At 48.0% G+C, this 18,735-nt stretch carries 18 protein-coding genes; 16 read left to right on the forward strand and 2 right to left on the reverse strand.

The genetic code is table 11. The annotated features are described in order from the left end of the window. Positions 1-2: 2 nt before the first annotated feature. Complete coding sequence (locus BK127_RS23195) at positions 3-914, forward strand: ABC transporter ATP-binding protein (protein WP_076233896.1); 912 nt, start codon at positions 3-5, stop codon at positions 912-914. Then, positions 907-1,887, forward strand: coding sequence for an ABC transporter permease (locus tag BK127_RS23200; RefSeq protein WP_076233897.1), 981 nt, complete (start codon positions 907-909; stop codon positions 1,885-1,887). The genes BK127_RS23195 and BK127_RS23200 overlap by 8 nt, the downstream gene beginning before the upstream one ends. Before the next feature lie 158 nt (positions 1,888-2,045). Here BK127_RS23200 and BK127_RS23205 read toward each other — a convergent pair whose 3' ends face one another. Both BK127_RS23205 and BK127_RS23210 read right to left on the reverse strand, forming a co-directional pair. Continuing rightward, on the reverse strand, positions 2,046-2,942 hold the full coding sequence (locus BK127_RS23205) for an SDR family oxidoreductase (RefSeq protein ID WP_076233898.1): 897 nt from the start codon (positions 2,940-2,942) through the stop codon (positions 2,046-2,048). Between the two features lie 104 nt (positions 2,943-3,046). Beyond that, the gene (locus BK127_RS23210; RefSeq protein ID WP_076233899.1) at positions 3,047-3,469 is read right to left on the reverse strand and encodes an Rrf2 family transcriptional regulator; all 423 of its coding nucleotides are present in this window, start codon (positions 3,467-3,469) and stop codon (positions 3,047-3,049) included. Between the two features lie 206 nt (positions 3,470-3,675). On the opposite strand from BK127_RS23210, the gene BK127_RS23215 reads away from it, so the two are divergent. The 14 genes from BK127_RS23215 (at position 3,676) to BK127_RS23280 (ending at position 18,690) form a co-directional block, all read left to right on the forward strand. Next, entirely contained in the window at positions 3,676-4,119 is a 444-nt protein-coding gene (locus BK127_RS23215; protein WP_076233900.1) for a MarR family winged helix-turn-helix transcriptional regulator, read from the forward strand. A 163-nt stretch (positions 4,120-4,282) separates the two neighbouring features. After that, positions 4,283-4,909 carry a nitroreductase family protein gene (locus tag BK127_RS23220; RefSeq protein ID WP_076233901.1) on the forward strand — a complete coding sequence of 209 codons (627 nt, stop codon included), beginning with the start codon at positions 4,283-4,285 and terminating at the stop codon, positions 4,907-4,909. 57 nt (positions 4,910-4,966) lie between these two features. Further along, positions 4,967-5,914: a ring-cleaving dioxygenase gene (locus BK127_RS23225; RefSeq protein ID WP_076233902.1), complete on the forward strand. Its 948-nt coding sequence runs from the start codon at positions 4,967-4,969 to the stop codon at positions 5,912-5,914. Next, positions 5,914-6,525: an alpha/beta hydrolase gene (locus BK127_RS23230; RefSeq protein ID WP_076233903.1), complete on the forward strand. Its 612-nt coding sequence runs from the start codon at positions 5,914-5,916 to the stop codon at positions 6,523-6,525. The genes BK127_RS23225 and BK127_RS23230 overlap by 1 nt, the downstream gene beginning before the upstream one ends. 166 nt (positions 6,526-6,691) lie before the next feature. After that, entirely contained in the window at positions 6,692-7,096 is a 405-nt protein-coding gene (locus BK127_RS23235) for a winged helix-turn-helix transcriptional regulator (protein WP_076233904.1), read from the forward strand. A 206-nt stretch (positions 7,097-7,302) separates the two neighbouring features. Beyond that, positions 7,303-7,842 carry an NAD(P)H-dependent oxidoreductase gene (locus tag BK127_RS23240; RefSeq protein ID WP_076233905.1) on the forward strand — a complete coding sequence of 180 codons (540 nt, stop codon included), beginning with the start codon at positions 7,303-7,305 and terminating at the stop codon, positions 7,840-7,842. Between the two features lie 201 nt (positions 7,843-8,043). Next, positions 8,044-9,009 carry an ABC transporter permease gene (locus BK127_RS23245; protein ID WP_256711413.1) on the forward strand — a complete coding sequence of 322 codons (966 nt, stop codon included), beginning with the start codon at positions 8,044-8,046 and terminating at the stop codon, positions 9,007-9,009. 48 nt (positions 9,010-9,057) lie between these two features. After that, complete coding sequence (locus tag BK127_RS23250) at positions 9,058-9,936, forward strand: carbohydrate ABC transporter permease (RefSeq protein ID WP_076233907.1); 879 nt, start codon at positions 9,058-9,060, stop codon at positions 9,934-9,936. Between the two features lie 32 nt (positions 9,937-9,968). After that, a complete protein-coding gene (locus BK127_RS23255) occupies positions 9,969-11,492 on the forward strand; it encodes an extracellular solute-binding protein (RefSeq protein ID WP_076233908.1) in 1,524 nt (507 codons plus the stop codon). A 118-nt stretch (positions 11,493-11,610) separates the two neighbouring features. Continuing rightward, a complete protein-coding gene (locus tag BK127_RS23260; RefSeq protein ID WP_076233909.1) occupies positions 11,611-13,917 on the forward strand; it encodes a helix-turn-helix domain-containing protein in 2,307 nt (768 codons plus the stop codon). A 52-nt stretch (positions 13,918-13,969) separates the two neighbouring features. Then, complete coding sequence (locus tag BK127_RS23265; protein WP_076233910.1) at positions 13,970-15,145, forward strand: enolase C-terminal domain-like protein; 1,176 nt, start codon at positions 13,970-13,972, stop codon at positions 15,143-15,145. 245 nt (positions 15,146-15,390) lie between these two features. Then, positions 15,391-16,104 carry a polyphosphate polymerase domain-containing protein gene (locus BK127_RS23270; protein WP_076233911.1) on the forward strand — a complete coding sequence of 238 codons (714 nt, stop codon included), beginning with the start codon at positions 15,391-15,393 and terminating at the stop codon, positions 16,102-16,104. Between the two features lie 2 nt (positions 16,105-16,106). Continuing rightward, positions 16,107-16,847: a DUF4956 domain-containing protein gene (locus tag BK127_RS23275; protein ID WP_076233912.1), complete on the forward strand. Its 741-nt coding sequence runs from the start codon at positions 16,107-16,109 to the stop codon at positions 16,845-16,847. Positions 16,848-16,875: 28 nt separating this feature from the next. After that, positions 16,876-18,690, forward strand: coding sequence for a CotH kinase family protein (locus BK127_RS23280; RefSeq protein WP_076233913.1), 1,815 nt, complete (start codon positions 16,876-16,878; stop codon positions 18,688-18,690). The last annotated feature ends 45 nt before the right edge of the window (positions 18,691-18,735 follow it).

Below are 18,735 nucleotides of genomic sequence, written 5' to 3' on the forward strand. Positions count from 1 at the left end.
ATATGGACGAGATCACATTGTCGGTAAAAGGTCTGAGAAAGGTGATAGGCAAGCGGGAAATTATTCAGAGTCTGGATTTCGATCTGAGGCGAGGCGAAGTATTCGGTTTCCTGGGACCCAACGGCGCTGGCAAAACGACCACGATTAGAATGCTGGTCGGTCTGATTCGGCCCACAGCCGGGTCGATTCAGGTGTGCGGCTACGATCTGCATACCCAATTTCCGGAGGCGATGCGGAATCTGGGTTGTATCGTTGAAAACCCTGAGCTGTATACGTATTTAAGTGGATGGAGCAACCTGCAGTATTTCGCGCGGATGATGGAAGGGATTGACGATGTCCGGATAGCGGAAGTGGTGAAGCTGGTCGGATTGAGTGCCAGAATTCACGATAAAGTGAAAACCTACTCGCTCGGGATGCGCCAACGGCTCGGGATTGCTCAGGCACTGCTTGGGAATCCGAAAGTGCTCATTCTGGATGAGCCAACCAATGGTCTGGATCCTTCAGGCATCAGGGAGATGCGTGAATTCATTCGTTATCTAGCGGAGAAGGAAGGCTTGAGCGTGCTCGTTTCTAGCCACCTGCTGAGCGAAATTCAGCTGATGTGCGATCGTGTCGCGATTATATCCAAGGGTCGAATTGTTCGGGTGGACAAGGTACAGAGCCTGCTGGCCCAGCAGGAGCGGGTAAGCTGGAGGCTGCATCCTATGGATAAGGGCTACCAGGTGTTGAGCGGGCTGACCGATTCGGTAGAAACGCGTGGGGCGCTCTTGATCACTCCCTATATGGAGCAGGAGATCGGTCGCTGGAATCAGATTCTCGTGTCAGCGGGAGTGACGGTAACCGAGATCAGCCGCAAGCTGCCGTCGCTTGAGGATCTGTTCATTGAGCTGACGGGGGGACAAGGCATTGACTAATCTGGTATTTAACGAGATGTTAAAGCTTACCGGCAAAAGAAGGCTGCTGGTCATCGCACTCATTTTGGGGATTCTGATCTCTGTATTTACGTATGCACAGTATCGGCAAGCTGAGGAAAACCGTAAAAGGTTCGGGGATGTCAATTGGCGCGTAGCGATGGAGCAGCGTATTGCCAGCTGGCAGAATCGGATTACGAGCAGCCGAACGCCAGAGGCTACACGCAAAGAGCTGGAGATTCGCATGAATCAGCAAAAATACTATTTGGAATACAATGTGAATCCGTCTGAGCCGGGTGCCCCGACGTTTGTCCGAGGTTTTGTAAAGAGCGGTATAAATCTGCTTCTGCCTTTGATGATGATGATTATTGCCGCTGATCTGGTTTCCTCCGAACACAGCGCAGGCACGATGAAGGTACTGCTGACGCACTCGGTACGCAGATGGCGCATATTGCTCAGTAAATATTTGGCGCTCCTGCTGTCTGTGTCCTTGATTATTACGCTGTTCGGCTTGCTATCAGCCGTCATCTCCGGGCTCGTGTTTGGCTTTCAGGGGTGGGGGGCTCCGGTTCTTACCGGCTTCAAGGTCAATGGCGGGCAGTTGGATGCATCAGGAATGCATTTGGTGCCGCAATGGCAGTATATTTTGATGGAGCTGGGATTGGCGTGGTTCGTATCGGCTGTAGTAGCTACAATTACGTTCATGTTCTCCGTTCTGGTGCGCAGTACCGCGGCGGTCATGGGGATCATGCTGGCTTGTCTCATTGCAGGGACGATCCTGAGTACGATGGTAGCCTCTTGGGAATCGGCTAAATATTTATTTATGGTTAATCTGCAGTTGATCAGCTATCTGGAGGATGCTGCTCCTCCGGTCGAGGGGATGTCACTGGGCTTCTCACTGCTCGTGCTGTTGATCTGGGGCTCAGCTGCTCTAATCATTTCATTCGTTTCGTTTACGAGAAGGGATGTTTATTAGTAATCAGACAGTCCAAAGCAAGTTATTTATCATAAGAGAATAAGATTGATGTCCTTATTACCGCTAATCATTTGGCAAATAACCCTGCAGCACCACGAGTCATGTGGGATTGCAGGGTTATTTCTGATGGGATAAGTCTAACCATTAATGCGGTTGAATTATTCAGCACCTGTAAAGGCTAATTTGTTATCCGTTAAAAACTGTTTAAGGGTTGTTGGAGACTTGCCTGTCAGCTGTTGAACTGTTGCAGATGTTTGCGCATATTCACCTCGGGCGGAGGCAGTATCAAAAGAAGCATACGCCTGAGCCAACCCGCTTGGAAGGCCGATAGATTCCAATATTTCAACTAATTTAGCTGTTTCCAACGGAACAAATTGAATGCTCTTTCCGCTGATTTCGTTGACTATTTGTGCGAGCTCGCTTCCGGAAATGGCTTCCGGTCCTGTTACATCCACTATCTGATTGTCAGTGGTAGTGGAAGTAAGTGCTGCGGCTGCGCTCCATGCACAATCGTGGCGGGTCACATAAGCGGTTGCGCCCTCACCTGTTGCTGTACCAAGAATACCGCTTGCGACTGCCTGCTGCAGCGTTGGAATCAGATTCTCGCTGTATAAATTATTACGCAGGATCGTGTAGGAGAGACCGCTATTCTTGATCAGCTCCTCTGTAGCGTAATGATCGGGTGCAATCAAGCAGGCCGAGCCTGGTTCGGAATTGGGAATCGATGTATATACAATGTGTTTGACACCTGCCTGTACAGCAGCGCTTAAGGCATCCTTATGCTGCTTAACGCGTTGGCCCGGAACTGCAATAGCATCCGTGCTGATTAACAACAAACGCTGCGCCCCGGCAAATGCCTCGCTTAAAGTTTCCGGTTGATCGAAATCAGCTTTACGGACGATAACACCGCGGGCCGAAAGTGCCGAGAGCTTCTCGGGGTCGCGTGTAGTCGCGATAATCGGTCCCTCATAATTGGCGAGCAGCCAGTCGATAGCGATACTTCCGAGATGTCCACTTGCGCCTGTAACTAAAAGGGTTTCTTGGTTCGTGCTCATTGTGAATTCCTCCTCATAATGGTCGTTCTTTAGTAGCTATCCTGCAAGAGTGATGTAACCGATTTGATTACAACTAATTGAAAAAAAATAGCTCGATGAAGAGCTTATTTCTCGTTGACGAGCTGGCGAGCCAGTTGTTGAACGGTAACCTCAGCCAACTCGCGTTCCAACGCCAGTTGGGCTGTGACCATAGTGGCACGAAGAGCGGCTTCGATGTTGGCACCGACCGGACAATCGGGATTCGGATGCTCGTGAAAGTTAAACAATTCGTTATGATCCACGACTTCAACTGCCCTGTAAATATCCAACAGTGTAATTTGCGCCGCATCCACACGAAGGGCTGCCCCACCTGTTCCAGCTCGAACTGTGATCAAACCGGCTTTTTTAAGCTGCCCCATAATTTTACGGATAATGGCCGGATTCGTGTTCACACTTCCCGCTATGACGTCGCCTGTAAGCGAAGGCATGACCGAAACGAGTGATATAATGTGTACTGCAATGGAAAATCGTGAGCTAATTTTTTTCATTAGGTTCACCCTCTTGTTGTAATCATTATAGTTACAACTGATGTAGAAAGTCAAGAGCTTTACATGGACGGTATCAAATAGATGGAATAATCTTTTTCATCACTTTGATTTCAAAAATAGAGGCTTGACAATTACCTGCAAATAAAGTATCTTTAAATTAAGATAATAACTACAACGAACCACCGAACAACAAAGAGGTGAGAAATTTGGAAAGTTTGAAGAATGATTCGTTGGATCTTTTTATAGCATTATCCAGAGCGAGCCAGTGGGTAAATGCCCATGCGGATCGGGATATTCGCCAGCGGGGTCTGAACAGGACCGAGTTCGGTGTTCTGGAGCTCTTGTACCACAAGGGAGCACAGGCTATTCAACAAATTGGCAGTAAGGTGCTGATGAGCAGCGGTAATATTACTTACGTTGTCGATAAGCTTGAGCAAAAGAAACTCGTTTCACGGAGAGCTTGCACCGAGGATCGCCGCCTCATCTTTGCGGAAATAACCGAGGCAGGCAAGCAGTGGATAGAAGAAGCATTCCCCGAACACACTGAGGTTATCGAACGAGCAGTGGACGGATTATCCGCTGAGGAGAAGCAGGCTGCAGCACAATTGCTCAAAAAACTCGGCAAGTACGCGCAGGAAAGCTTTAAATAGAAACTTAAACGGTTCAGGATACGCGGAACGATGCAGGGAGTGGCAGATAGCAGCATAACAGGCTTGGATTGTTTATCTGCCGCCTCAATATCTTTAAATTAAGAATCTTAGTTTTTTTATCATTTACATAGCCAATAACCTATTATACCAAGGAGGCATTATCATGAGCGATTTTATTAATTTATTAAAAGCACGAAGATCAGCTACTAAATTTATACCAGGTGTCGAGATTACGGATCAGGAGCTGGAGGAAATTTTTAGTCTCGTGAAATTCGCACCCTCCGCTTTTAATTTGCAGCATGCTCACTATGTAGTCGTGAAGGATCCCGAAGTTAAAAATAAGGTGTACGAAGCCGCCTACAAACAATATAAAGTGCAAAGCGCCTCCGCAGCCATTGTGGTTCTGGGCAATAAAGAAGCTTACAAGGATGCCGGAAAGATCAATGAAGGTTTGTTGCATCTCGGTGTCATTAATCAACAGGAATACGATATGACCGTGGAGTCGGTTCACAGCTTTTATGAAGGAGGAGGCGAAACGTTCAAGCGTGAGGAAGCAATTCGCAATGCCGGTATTTCCGCGATGCTGATGATGCTGGTCGCCAAGGAGAAGGGCTGGGACACCTGCCCGATGATCGGTTTTGACCCGAAGGCTCTGAGTGAAGTGCTGAATATTCCAGATACGCATGTTCCGGTTTTGTTGATTACGATTGGAAAAGAAGATACCTCGAAGCTGCGGCCGCGCGGCTATCGTAAGCCTGTCGGCGAATTTGTCAGCTTCAACAAGTTTTGAATCGAAATAGGCAGGTTATAGAAAGATAATCTAAATGAAGATAAGGAGCTGGAGAAGATGAGCCAACAAACGAAAGGTATTCATCACATAACCGCATTTGTTAGGGATGCACAGCAAACCGTTGATTTTTACGCAGGAGTGCTTGGACTACGTTTGATCAAGAAAACAATTAATTTTGATGCGCCAGAGGTATATCATTTGTATTTTGGCAATGAGCTGGGAAATCCGGGCACGATTATCACGTTCTTTCCGTATGCAGGATCGCGTAAAGGGCGAATTGGCGGAGGTCAGGTAGGTTACACAACCTATGTGGTACCAACAGGTACATTGGATTATTGGGAAGCACGGCTGAAAAGCTTTCAGGTCTCGGTAACGAAAACGGAACGGTTTGGCGAGGTATATGTGCAGTTTACCGATAAAGACGGGCTGCGGCTTGAAATCGTGGAGCGGGAAGCGGGACCGTTAAGTCAATGGTCGATTGGTGGCGTCCCGGCGGATAAGGCGATCAAAGGGTTTGGTGGTGCGATTCTGTACAGCATGGCGCCTGAGCAAACCGGGAACCTGCTGGTAGAGGTGATGGGACTCACAAAAATCGCGCAAAACGAGACGTATACCCGTTATGCAGCGACAGGCGATCTGGGCAACCTTATCGACGTCAACATCAATCCGATGGAGCTGGGTGCCGGAGGAGCGGGAACCGTGCATCATATCGCTTGGCGCGCCAAGGACGATGTGGATCACGGACTGTGGAGAAGCCATGTTGAGCAGCACGGGTTTCATCCGACACCCATTGTAGATCGTCAATACTTTAATGCGATTTATTTTCGGGAAACCGGCGGTATATTGTTTGAGATTGCTACCGATCCACCGGGCTTTACACGAGATGAGGAGCCGGAAGCACTTGGTGAGAAGCTGATGCTGCCAGAATGGCTGGAAGCCCATCGTTCACAAATCGAAAATAATCTGCCCCCTATTCAGGTACGGGCGTTGGAGGGGAACATATAATGAAACATGTATTTCGACAAGGCTCAGATCCGAGCGCACCCGTGTTGGTTTTGTTCCATGGTACGGGAGGTACGGAGCATGACCTGCTGCCGTTAGCCCAAAGCATCGCGCCGACCTCGTCCGTACTTGGCATTCGGGGCAATGTGTCGGAGAACGGAATGAATCGGTATTTCCGCAGGCTGGCCGAGGGTGTGTTTGACGAGGAGGACTTAATATTGCGTACGCAAGAGGTCAAAGACTTTCTCGATCTTGCCGCCGCAGACTATGCACTGGATCGCCGTAATTTCGTCGCTATCGGTTATTCCAACGGTGCCAATATCGCAGGCAGCCTGCTGTTCCATGTTCAGGATGTTTTCCGTGGAGCGATTCTGCATCATCCGATGGTGCCGCTGCGTGGACTGCAGCTGCCCGATTTATCGGCAATTCCCTGCTTCATCGGTGCGGGTAGGAATGATCCGCTTTGCACGCCTCAAGAAACCGAAGAGATGGAAGGGCTGCTGAGCGGCGCGGGCGCTCCTGTCACTCTTCATTGGGAAAACGCAGGTCACCAACTCACCAAAACCGAGGTGGCCGCTGCCGCGGTGTGGTACAACTCGCATTTTGCAGGATGAAAAATAAATCGGTGAAATCCGCTCCGTTCAGGGAGCGGATTTTTTTTGAATCGATTGGCAAGAGCAATTTCTTTACAAAATCGCATAATTCCGATAGCATAATACTCAATAAGAGAGTACACTGTCTAACTTTGATTAGGTGTTCATTAGAAGGGAAGTGTCATACTTGGAGGCTTCAAATGCCAGATACGAACTGAATGGCAAAAACTTTCAATGTCCGATAGAGCTTTCAGTCTCCGTCATTGCCGGCAGATGGAAACCATCGATCTTATTCAAGCTGTTGGACGGAAAGAAGCGATATGGAGAGCTGAAAAAACTGATTGAGGGCATAAATCATAAAATGCTAGCCGAACAGCTGCGGGATTTAGAGGAGGCAGGCCTCATTAGTAGACATGTTTACCCAGTTGTTCCTCCCAAGGTGGAATACGAATTGACTGTTCTTGGCGAAGGATTAAGAACGGCTATTATCTCCTTAATGCAATGGGGCGAGCAGTTCCGGTTGGCAGGGACAGTTATACGCGAAGAGTTACCTGACCAGGAAGAGCCAACAACCATTTCTATACGTGCATAATCGGTCCCACACAGGGGTTTAATTACACGATAACGGCAGTCTAAGCATGATCATCATGCACGGACTGTCGTTTTTTTGTATGCGCTCGATAAGCTCCATTCTTTCCGTTTGGTAAGTATTAACCCAAAAAGTGCGTACTTACTAATTTAAAGCAGATAATATATGATTAGCTTGTTGAAAATATAGATGAATTGGAGCGAATCCCAATGAAAACTTTAGTTATAGCAGCACATCCTAACCTTGCTTCGTCCCGTATTAATAAGGCGTGGATTGAAGAACTGCAAAAGCACGACAATGTGACCGTCCACTCCTTATATGAGGTTTATCCTGATGAAGCCATAGATACGGCTCGTGAGCAGGAGCTGCTGAAGGCACATGATCGCATTATTTTTCAATATCCGCTCTATTGGTACAGCACGCCACCACTGTTGAAAAAATGGTTTGATGCTGTGCTCCAATACGGCTGGGCTTACGGTCCGGGCGGCGACCATTTGCAGGGCAAGGAAATCGGAGCAGCGTTGTCCACTTACGGCACGAGCGAATCGTATCAGCCGGATGGCTCTAATCGTTTCACGCTGCCGGAGCTCGTCAGACCTATCGAAGCGCTTGTACATTTTGTCGGTGCCAACTACGTGCCGCCTTTCACGCTTAGCGATGTTACGAACGTAACCGATGAGCAGCTGGCGCAAAGCCAGGTCGATTATGTTCATCATATTACAACCGAATCAGCGGCTTTGAAAGCATAATATTCACTCTAGAATCATCGATAACCGCTGCGATAATCCGTTCCGAACAGGGAGCGGATTTTTTGCGTTTTCCTGATTTTCCGCGGTGTGACGGGTTTTTTTGGATTGAAAAAAAGTCTAATTGCGGAAATGTTTACGTTCCACTAGGATGTGATTACTGCTGGTGCACAAAGCTGATGAGAAAGGGGGTGTAGTATGGAAATGAATCAAGATATGACGTCTGACATGAGGCCGGCTGCCCCAAAGACGATGAGGAAAAGCCGCTCACGTGTGTGGGCTATTCTGATGCGAGATAAGTTTTTATATTTGCTGGCGCTGCCGGGTATCCTGTATATCATTATTTTTAAATATGTCCCCATGTGGGGGATCGTTATTGCTTTCCAGGATTATTCTCCGTATCGGGGTGTGATGAACAGCGCGTGGGTGGGATTCGAGCATTTCAACCGGTTTTTCTCCAACCCGGACTTTATGCTGCTGTTTCGTAATACGATGGCGATTAATATTTTGAATTTGGTGTTTTACTTTCCGCTGCCGATTCTGGTGGCCCTGCTGCTCAATGAGGTGGTAGGCAATAAATTCAAAAAGACGGTGCAATCGATCGTTTATCTGCCGCATTTCCTGTCGTGGGTTATTATAGTCGGGATTACCATCCTGATGCTTTCCAGAAGCGATGGTGTTATTAATAATATGATCGTGGCGCTCGGATTTCCCAAGGTAGATTTCCTGACGAATCCTAATTTGTTCTGGGGATTGTTAACGGTGCAGTCGATCTGGAAGGAAGCGGGTTGGGGAACGATAATATTTTTGGCAGCAATGGCAGGGCTTGACCCTCAGCTGTATGAAGCGGCACGTATGGACGGTGCCAAGCGGCTGCGTCAAATGTGGCATATTACGCTGCCAGGTATTCGCAATGTGATCTTGATCCTGCTGATCCTGCGCATCGGCAATATTATGGATGTTGGATTTGAGCAGGTGTATTTGATGAAAAATGGGGCCGTGTCCGAGGTGGGGGATGTATTTGATACGTATGTGTATCGTCTCGGAATTCAGCAGGGTCAGTTCAGCTTTAGTACGGCGGTTGGTTTGTTCAAGTCGGTGATAGGGCTTGTACTCGTATTAATTGCGAACGGTCTGACGCGGCGGTTTGGTGAAGAGGGCGTTTACTAGGTCCTTTGTTTATTAGTGGGCGCTTATCCAGTAAGGCAGGGGGATACTATGAGGAAAAGCAAGGAAGATCTCCTTTTTCCGATATTCAATTATTTCTTGTTAACATTGATTAGTCTGATTACGATTTTCCCGCTCTATTATGTATTTGTCGTTTCGTTCACAGATCCTTCTGAATATGTAAAGGGCGGGATGCAATTTTTCCCTAGCAAATGGACGTTGGTCTCCTACAAGTATTTGCTATCTACGCCAGCCTTTATGAATGCAACGTTTGTCAGCGGTTTTCTGGCAACCGTAGGTACAGCATGCAGTCTCATTGTGACAGCGGCTCTGGCGTATACCCTTTCTCGCAAAAGAATGCTGGCACGGCGGCTCATTATGCTGCTTGTGTTATTCACGACCCTGTTCAATCCAGGACTGATCCCTCCTTATTTGCTGGTAAGGGACCTGCATTTGATCAATAGCCTGTGGTCGTTGATTATTCCGGTATTGACGAGCGGCTGGTATATTTTGCTGATGAAAGGCTTCTTTGACAGCATCCCGGACAGTCTGGAGGAAGCTGCACTGATTGACGGCTGCAATGATATTGGGGTCTGGTTCAAAATTATTTTACCGTTGTCGCTTCCGGCGATGGCTGCATTCGGTCTCTTTTATGCGGTCGGGTATTGGAATACGTTTTTCTCGGCGGTATTGTATATGAGCGATGCGTCCAAATGGCCGCTTCAGGTGTTACTGCAAAATATGCTGATTGATTCCTCAACAGCAGCGGGTGGTGCGGCAGCTCAGGAAATGATGAATGAGCAGACGATTCCTCCGGAAACCTTGAAAATGGCAGCGGTCGTGATTGCAACAGTACCGATCCTGCTCGTTTATCCTTTTTTACAAAAACATTTTGCCAAGGGTGTTATGGTAGGCTCGGTTAAGGGATAAGATAGCCAAACATATATGGGAGGGTTTATAGAGTGAAACAACAACAGCATGTTATAGTTAAAGGATCGACGCTGCTTCTGGCAGCGAGTATTGCCTTGACGGGCTGCGGTGTAGAGGGCGGCAAAACCGAATCTCAGGGAGCGGCCACACCAAGCAAGCCGACAGACGTGTCGATTATGACCAACTTCAGCACACCGGAACCACCCGGTGCCGATAATGTGATTGTACAGGAAATTGGCAAGCGCACGAATACGAAATTGAATATTCAATGGGTGTCTCCCAACAACTATACAGAGAAAACGAAGGTAACGCTGGCCTCCGGTGATATTCCCGATTTGATGTTTGTCGATCCGTTTGATCCGTTGGTGCTGCAAATGGCCAGAGACGGGGCATTCTGGGAAATTACACCTGATATGATCAAAAGCTATCCGAACCTTGCGGCCTACCCTAAGGAGGTATGGACCAACTCCAAGCTGCAGGATGGCAAAAATTACGGTATTCCGGCCGTGCGTCCTTTAGGCGGTTGGTCGTACCCGAATATTCGTAAGGACTGGCTCGATAAGCTGGGACTTAAAGTACCTGAAACCATTGATGAGCTGTTCCAGACGATGAAAGCATTTACGTTTAACGATCCGGACGGCAACGGCAAGCAGGATACGTACGGACTGGCCGGCAATGTTGGAACGTTCCTGTTTGAGCCGCTGTTCAACTCAACACAGGGCAAATGGAAGATGAAGGATGGCAAGCTGACCCACATTTATCTGGAAACGGAAACACGTGATGCGATTGCTTTTCAGAAAAAGCTGTATGACGAGAAGGTCATTCCCGAGGATTTTGCAGTTCTGAAAACAAGCCAGTTTGAGGATATGGCGAAGGCTAACAAAGCGGGCATCTGGACCGATACGGTAGAAGCCTCATGGCGTCCAACGGAAGAGCTAAGAAAGACAATTCCGAACGCCGATATGATGCCGATTACGTATTTGATCAGCCCGAGCGGCAAAAAGATGGTGTACCAGTTCCGTGGTCTGAACGGGATTTATGTCATCCCCAAAAAAGTGTCTGATGCGAAGCTGAAAACGATTTTGCAGCTGATGGATTACGGCTCCTCCGAGGAAGGTGCGAACCTGGCCTGGTACGGACTTAAAGATGTGCATTATACCGAAAAAGATGGCATCAAGACAGCAACCGAGCAAGCGAAAAAGGATATCGTCTCGCAAAGCGCACTTGGTAAAATCTTCAGCCGCGACGAAAAATATTTGTGGGCGTACCGTACGGGCATGCCGAACGATATCTTTGAGCGCAACAAAAAAATTATCGACGAGCGCGCCAAATACGCGATTCCGGATATCGGCTATGGTCTGTACTCGGAAACCGCGATCAAGCTGGGTGCGGAATTCGACAAAAAAACCGAGGATCTGAAGGTTAAGATCATTATGGGCAAAGAACCGCTTACCGCATGGGATGAATGGGCGCAGAAGCTGTCCAAGGACGCAGATTTCCAAAAAATTATTAAAGAAACCAACGATTCCTATCAATCGAGAATGGCCAATAAATAGGATTAGTATCGTATCATCATCATTTAGCGTGCTGGACTATTTATTGTCATATGATATGACCAGGCTCATGGGAGGCATCTCTCATGGGCCTTACCCCTACTAGAATACAGGTGAATGGATGATACGATTCAAGTGGCGTAAACGAACAGATACACGAACCTACCGAGGTCACGTTTTCCAGCGAAGTTTGATCCTGATTTTGCTGGTTACGATCATTCCAACCATACTCATATCAGTCAGCAGCTACTATATAGGGGTTCGGTATATTGAACGTGAGGTTGAAAGAACCCACAGCCTGCAGCAGGAATACACCATCAAACAGGTTAACGATGCGCTAAGTCATCTTCAGGTCAGTATGAATCAGTGGGCGCTTAATCCGATTATGAGCGAAAAGCTGCGAGGCATCGATTTTAAGGACAATTACGCGCTGACGATGGAATTCTATCAGTCACTGACCGTTATGAACAACAGCAGTGCGCTGATTGATCAGGTTTATGTGTATCTGGACAATCCGTCCAGACTCGTCTCCGACAGTCAAGGCATTCGCAAGCTCAGTACGGAGGAAAATGAGCTGTACCGTAAATTGATGACGAGTAAGGAGCGGCTTTTCTGGAGAAGCCTGGATGCTGCGGGGAAACCGGGCATGTTTGTTATTCACAAGCTTCCGGTTATCGGGGAGCCGTTCGGTGCAATCCTGGTCCGTCTGAACGAAAAGCAGCTTATGAACATCGCAGGTTTCGATGAAAGCCTGGGCGGGACGATTTTTATCCGCAATCTGGATGGTTATTTGTTATCCCGTGACCATTTCTCCCCCAGAATCAAAAGCTTGAATGAAGCGATTGAGCAGGAGATTCAAACGAGGACAGAGCCTTCTTCTTTTCGCTGGAGCTGGAACAACGAGCCTTTTTTTGTGTCAACCTCTACGATTCCATTAACCTCCTGGCAGCTGGTTTCGGCGGTACCGTTATCTGAATTCGTTAAACCAATTGTGATCGTATCCAGACTCATACTGGGAGTTGGGATTGTTGGGTTTATTTTGATATTATTCAGCTCGTGGTATGCTTCGGTTCGACTTTATCAGCCGATTCATCGCTTGGTCCGTACCTTCATCTCGCCTTCAGGCTTTGAGCCGTTGCTCGTTCCCAAGGATGAGATTACCTACATTGAGGATCAATGGCGGCACCTGAACAGCGAAAGCCATATGCTGCAATCGCGGCTGGAGGCGCATTATTCGACCTTGAAGATCGGCTTCCTGCTGCAGCTGGTACAGGGCCACTTATTACTGCTGAACGAGGATGAAATCAGACAACGGCTGGAGCAGTATGGCTGGGAAACGGAAAATAAGCGGTTTGTCGTTGTTGTCGTGCAGCTGCTTGGATTTCAACAACTCAAAGGGGCATTTCGTGATGATGAGCAGCCTTTGGTTACTTTTGCGGCAGCGAACATTATTGAAGAGCTAACCCAGCACGACGATGTGTGTGTAATGAATTTGCACGATCTGTCCGTGGGCTTGTTTATTATGTTTCCTGACCGTATCTCCTCTTCAGAAATATCGAACCGCTTGAATGAAATGGCTGCTGAAATCGGTCAAAGCCTGCATCGGATTCTAAAGATGGACACGGTTGTAGGTTTAGGTAAAACGATGTCCTCGATCAGTCAGGTACCGAACGCGTGGGCAGAGGTGCAGCAAGCGCTGCGGCACAGAAAGCTGCATGAATCGAATCAAATTATAGATTTAAATGAACCGATGAATGAGGACAACAGCGCGGCCAAATACCCGTTTACGGTTGAAAATGACCTGATTCATTCGCTTTTTATCGGTCTTGGAGATGACAGTCGCAGGCTGCTGAACGTCTTTTTTCAGGAATTGAAAAAAAATTCCGAGCTGGAGCTGTTCCTGCAGCAGGGCAGTCTTAAGCTGCTCGGTTCTATTCAATCCTCGATTATGCAGTCGGGAATTATTCAGGCAGGCTCCTTGTATGATTGGGGCCAGCTGTACGCAGAGCTGTTGGCGCTGAAGGATATTGATGCAATGTGCACCTGGTTTGACGACAAAATCATCCAGCCGCTCATTAATGAGCTTGCACATAACCAGAACCATAAGGCCCGACAATTGATCGAAATCGGGATTGGAATGATTCGTGCCGAATATCATACAGATATTTCACTGGATCTGTGCGCGGACCGTCTCGGGGTTGCTGCGTCCAGCTTGAGTAAAATGTTTTTCCAGGTGACCGGCTTGCACTTTGTTGATTATATTACCAAGGTCCGATTGGATCATGCCAAGCACTTCCTGATGCATTCCGATCTGAAAATGCAGGAAATTGCCGTACGGATTGGCTACCAGCCTGCTTATTTCAATCGAATTTTCAAGAAGATGGAAGGAATGACACCAAAGGACTTCCGCGAGCTTCACAAAGTTTAAAGATGAATGACATGTTAATACATCCTATGAGAAGTGCAGTGGAGGGAGCTTTTTGACATTGAAGGTTATGGAGCAGCTAAGTCAGATACAGCATCACATAGAGTCGATTGAGGTTTACCGTTATGATGTGGATGTACAGCGTAATTTTAGTCACGGTTCATGGAGCAATCGCATCCACGGTTTTATCCGAATCACGGCCGCAGGACAATCCGGCTGGGGAGAAAATATTATTGCAGTGAATCAGGATCAGCTGGATTTGAAAGCGTGGCTGGATTCGTTTCAACCCTTAATCGGTATGCGTATTTCAGATGGCATTGCGTGGCTAATGAGCCATTTGCAGCAGAATGGGTCCAAAGCGACCGAAATGCTGGAGACGGCTTTGGTCGATCTGGCCGGAAAGCTGCTGGGTGTGCAAGCCATTGCCTTGTTGGGTCTGGAAGGGACCGAGGCTGTTCCCGGTTTGTATTGTATTCTGGAGAATGATACGGAAGTCGTGAAGGAGAAGGCACGGCTGTCGCTTGAGCAAGGCTATCGCACACATCTCAAGGTGAAGCTGTTCGGGGATATCGAGCTGGATAAGGCGGTTGTTATAGCCGCTAGATCGGTCATTGGAGAGGAAGCCTTTCTTGTTGGTGATGTAAATGATGGCTACCGCAAGAAGCAAAGCACTGACAGTCTGGATGATCTTACGGCTGCGATGCTTCAGCTGCATGCGGTTGGATTGAACGCTTGTGAGGACCCGGGGAGCCTGTCGACTGAACAGTGGATAGAGCTGCAAAATCGGGTCGATGGGCTGCAGCTTCTTCCAGATGCGCCGCTGCGTCCTGCTGTCACAGCGATTCAAACGGCTGCTCCGGGTATGGGTGGCATCTACAATATCCATCCGGGCTGCGCAGGCTCATTGATTCATGCCGTCGAATTGGCAAGAACGATTCAGGGATTCGGCGCCAAGCTGATGATCGGCGATGACAGCCTGGTTGGACCTGCATGCACGGTGTGGCAGCAGCTGGCGATTGGACTCGGGGCGGATTGGGTCGAAGCCTTGGAAAAGCCTGGTGAGTCTGAGGGCTTCGAGTCCTGCATTCTGACACAAGCTACCTCGCGCAGTGCAGAGGGTCAAGTGTGCGTCACAGAGCCGGCTGCAGGCTTTGGCTTGTATATCGATCAGGAACGGCTGTTGGCAGTATGTAAGGATTACTATCGAATTTCTCAAGAGCTAACAGTATAGCAGTAACATGCCAGCATGTAACGAAGCGAAACGTGGTCACCTCCTTGGAGGGGCCGCGTTTTTTGTGCATTCAGTCATACGGTGTAACTGCCCAAACGAGAAGTCTTCAATCTTGAATTATTAAGAAATTGTAAACATTCAGTTCGTATTCAGGCGCTGCTTAGAAACAGTTCAGGTAAGCAGGTTAAGATGTGTTTGTAAGCAAGAGTGCTGTGCAGGAGAGCTTGGATAGAGAGGGGTGCCACATGAATAAGCAGCTGAAATATCGCCATGAACTGAAGTTTTTCATCAATCAGCATCAATTTTATTTGATCCGCCAGCGACTTAAAAGCCTGATGAGCCAGGACAACAATGTGGGTGCAACAGGAGAGTATCACATCCGCAGCCTGTACTTTGATGATGTGAGCAATAAAGCGCTGCATGAGAAGCTGGGTGGTATCCGGGATCGGGTCAAATACCGGATTCGGATCTATAATGTGCAGGACAATGTGATTCATTTTGAGAAAAAAATCAAATTCAATGATTACATCGCTAAAGTGAAGGAACCGATCAGCAGAGCAACGTATGAAGCTATCATTGCGGGAAGTTTTGAAGTATTGAATGAACCTGACAAGCCTTTATTTATGGAATTGTATCAGGAGATGAAGCACAAGCTGCTGCGCCCCAAGGTGATTGTCGATTATGTACGGGAGCCGTATGTCTGTCCGAGCGGTAATGTACGCATTACTTTCGATAAAGAATTAAGGACCGGTCTGCACGCTACAGACATATTCAATAAGGATCTGCAAGCGGTTCGGGCCATCGATGAGAATTTGATCATCCTGGAGGTCAAATACGATGAATATATTCCTGAGTATATCCGGGCAGCCATTCAGCTTGAAGGGTTGAATCGGCAGTCCGCCTCTAAATATGTGATGTGCCGCAAGTTTTTGAAATTTAATACGTGGGAGGATTATTAATTATGGATACTGCAATAGCTGCAATAACGGAAACTGCTGCTGCCGCTGCTTCTACAGGTACGACGGCTACTACTTTTACCGATTTACTTAAAAAGTCGGTCGTCAAAAACTTTGTTTCTGATATCGATCTTACCAAAATGCTACTTACTTTGGCGGTTGCCTTTTTTATCGGGTTCTTTATATACCTGCTCTACAAAAGGGTTTTCAGTGGTGTTCTGTATTCCAAGAGCTTCAACATTTCACTGATCGGGATGACAATGGTTACGGCAATGGTTATTATCGCGGTCAATTCCAATCTGGTGCTGTCACTCGGGATGGTCGGTGCCCTGTCCATCGTTCGTTTCCGTACACCGATCAAGGATCCTACCGATCTGATCTTCCTGTTCTGGGCGGCAGCAGCGGGAATAGTATCCGGAGCCGGCTTCTACACCCTTGCTTTTGTCGGTTCAGCCGTCATTGGTGTCATGATGTTTCTGTTTATCAAAAAAACGTCCTTCGAAACCCCTTATTTGCTGGTGATCAACTGCGATGGGGATGATACTGAGAAACAGGTCCATACTGTTGTAGAGAAATTGGTGAAAAGATACAACGTGAAGCAAAAAACCGTAACTCATGGCAATATCGAAATCACGCTTGAGCTGCGATTGAATGATAACGAAGGTGCTTTTGTCAATAAAGTTTCGGGATTGGACGGCGTCAGAAATGCCGTGTTGATTAGCTACAGCGGCGACTACGTGTCTTAAACGGAATGACTGGAAAGGAGGTTTTACGATGAAAGCCAAGTGGATAGAGCTGCTGCTATGTATCAGTCTTGTATTCGGATTAACGGGCTGCGCGGTAACAGACAGTATAACAGGCACTAGCAGCAGCGCCGTATCTTCGGCAGCGGTCAGCAATCAGCAGAACCAAGCGACCCATGTATTTCCCAAAGACCACGTGGTTGATGTGAAGATTACGATGGCTGCAGCCGATTTTCAGGATATGTTGGACAATGCCAGTCAGGAGGAGTTTAAAACGGCCTCTGTGGACTACAACGGACAGCACTTTGACAATGTAGCGATCCGAACCAAAGGAAACCTCAGCTTGAGAAGTGTAGTAAGCTCCGATTCCGACCGGTACAGCTTCAAAATTTCGTTCGATGAATATATATCGAGTCAGCAGCTGTACGGCATCAGTAAAATCAATCTGAACAACAATTACAGCGATGCCTCATATATGCGCGAATTTCTAACCTATGAGTTGGCCGAACGATTAGGCTTGCCGACTCCCGGATATTCCTTTGTAAATGTATATGTAAATGGGGAGCTCAAAGGTTTTTATTTGGCAGTGGAGCAAATCGGCGATTCATATCTGGAACGTAATTTTGGCAATGCTTACGGTGCCCTGTATAAAGCCAACGGGGGTAACGGCAGCGAATTGACATGGCTGGAAACGATGGATGCCTATAAAGGACTGGATTTGAAATCGAAATCCTCGAACGATAACGTTATTCTCGACATGCTCAAGGAGTTGAACACAGGAACGGACTATAGTAAGGTGCTGGATGTCGATGAAGCGCTCAAATTCATTGCACTCAATGTACTGACCGCGAATATGGACAGCTATCTCGGTACCAACAAGCATAATTATTATTTGTATGAGAACAAAGGAATATTCTCGGTATTGCCGTGGGATTACAATATGGCGTTTGGAGGTCTTGGAGCATCGGGTATTTTCATTGACGAGCCGACACAAGGCACACTTTCGGAGCGGCCTCTGATTGATAAGCTGCTGAAGGTGGATGCTTACAAGCAGAAGTACCATCAGTATTTGACGGAGAGCATCGAAGGCTATTTATCGGGTGAAGCATTTGCAGCCCGTGTGCAGGAGCTGTCCCAGCTGATTTCAGGCTATGTGGAACAAGACCCTACCGCTTTTTACACCTATGATGAATATCAAAAAGGCGTGACTCAGCTGACCACCTTTGCAGCTCAGCAGGTCGCCACGATTGCCAAGCAGTTGGATGGCACCTCCCCTTCCTCAGGTGATGGCAGTGGCAGCGGCGGTGGTATGGGTGGAGGTATGGGAGGTGGTGGTATGCGTGGTGGCATGAATGGCAAGCCTGATGCAGGCGCAGCTAATGTTCAGGATGCCGTAATAGCTTCGCAGACCACTCAGGCGGGGCAGGCCGTATTAGCAGCGCAAGCCGTCCCGTCAGGGCAATCGGCAACAGAGGTACAACCCACACAGATGGCAGGAAATGGCCAAACGAGTCAGACTGCTCAATCACAGGCAGCAGGTGCAGTTAACCAAACCAATCAAAATGGTCAGACCAATCAAACAGGTCAAACGGGCCAAGCAGGGCAAATGGCTGATCGTCAGGGCGCACCAGGTGGTATGGAAGCTGGAGGACAAGGAGGTCCTCCCGGTGGTATGGGCATGGGTAGAGGGGGACAAGGGGGACCTGGAGGCATGGGAGGCGGTCCCGGTGGGCAGGCCAACCAACAAGAAGGCACGGTAAGTGAGGCTGTAGCTGCAGGCACCGCATTCGTTATTCTTTTATTATCCTGCGTCTTCGTTGCTCGCTATAAACGCAAACGGCTGTGAATTCAATGAATACACAATAAACGGCAAAAAAACAAGGACAACCGC

The organism is Paenibacillus sp. FSL H7-0331 (genome assembly GCF_001956045.1).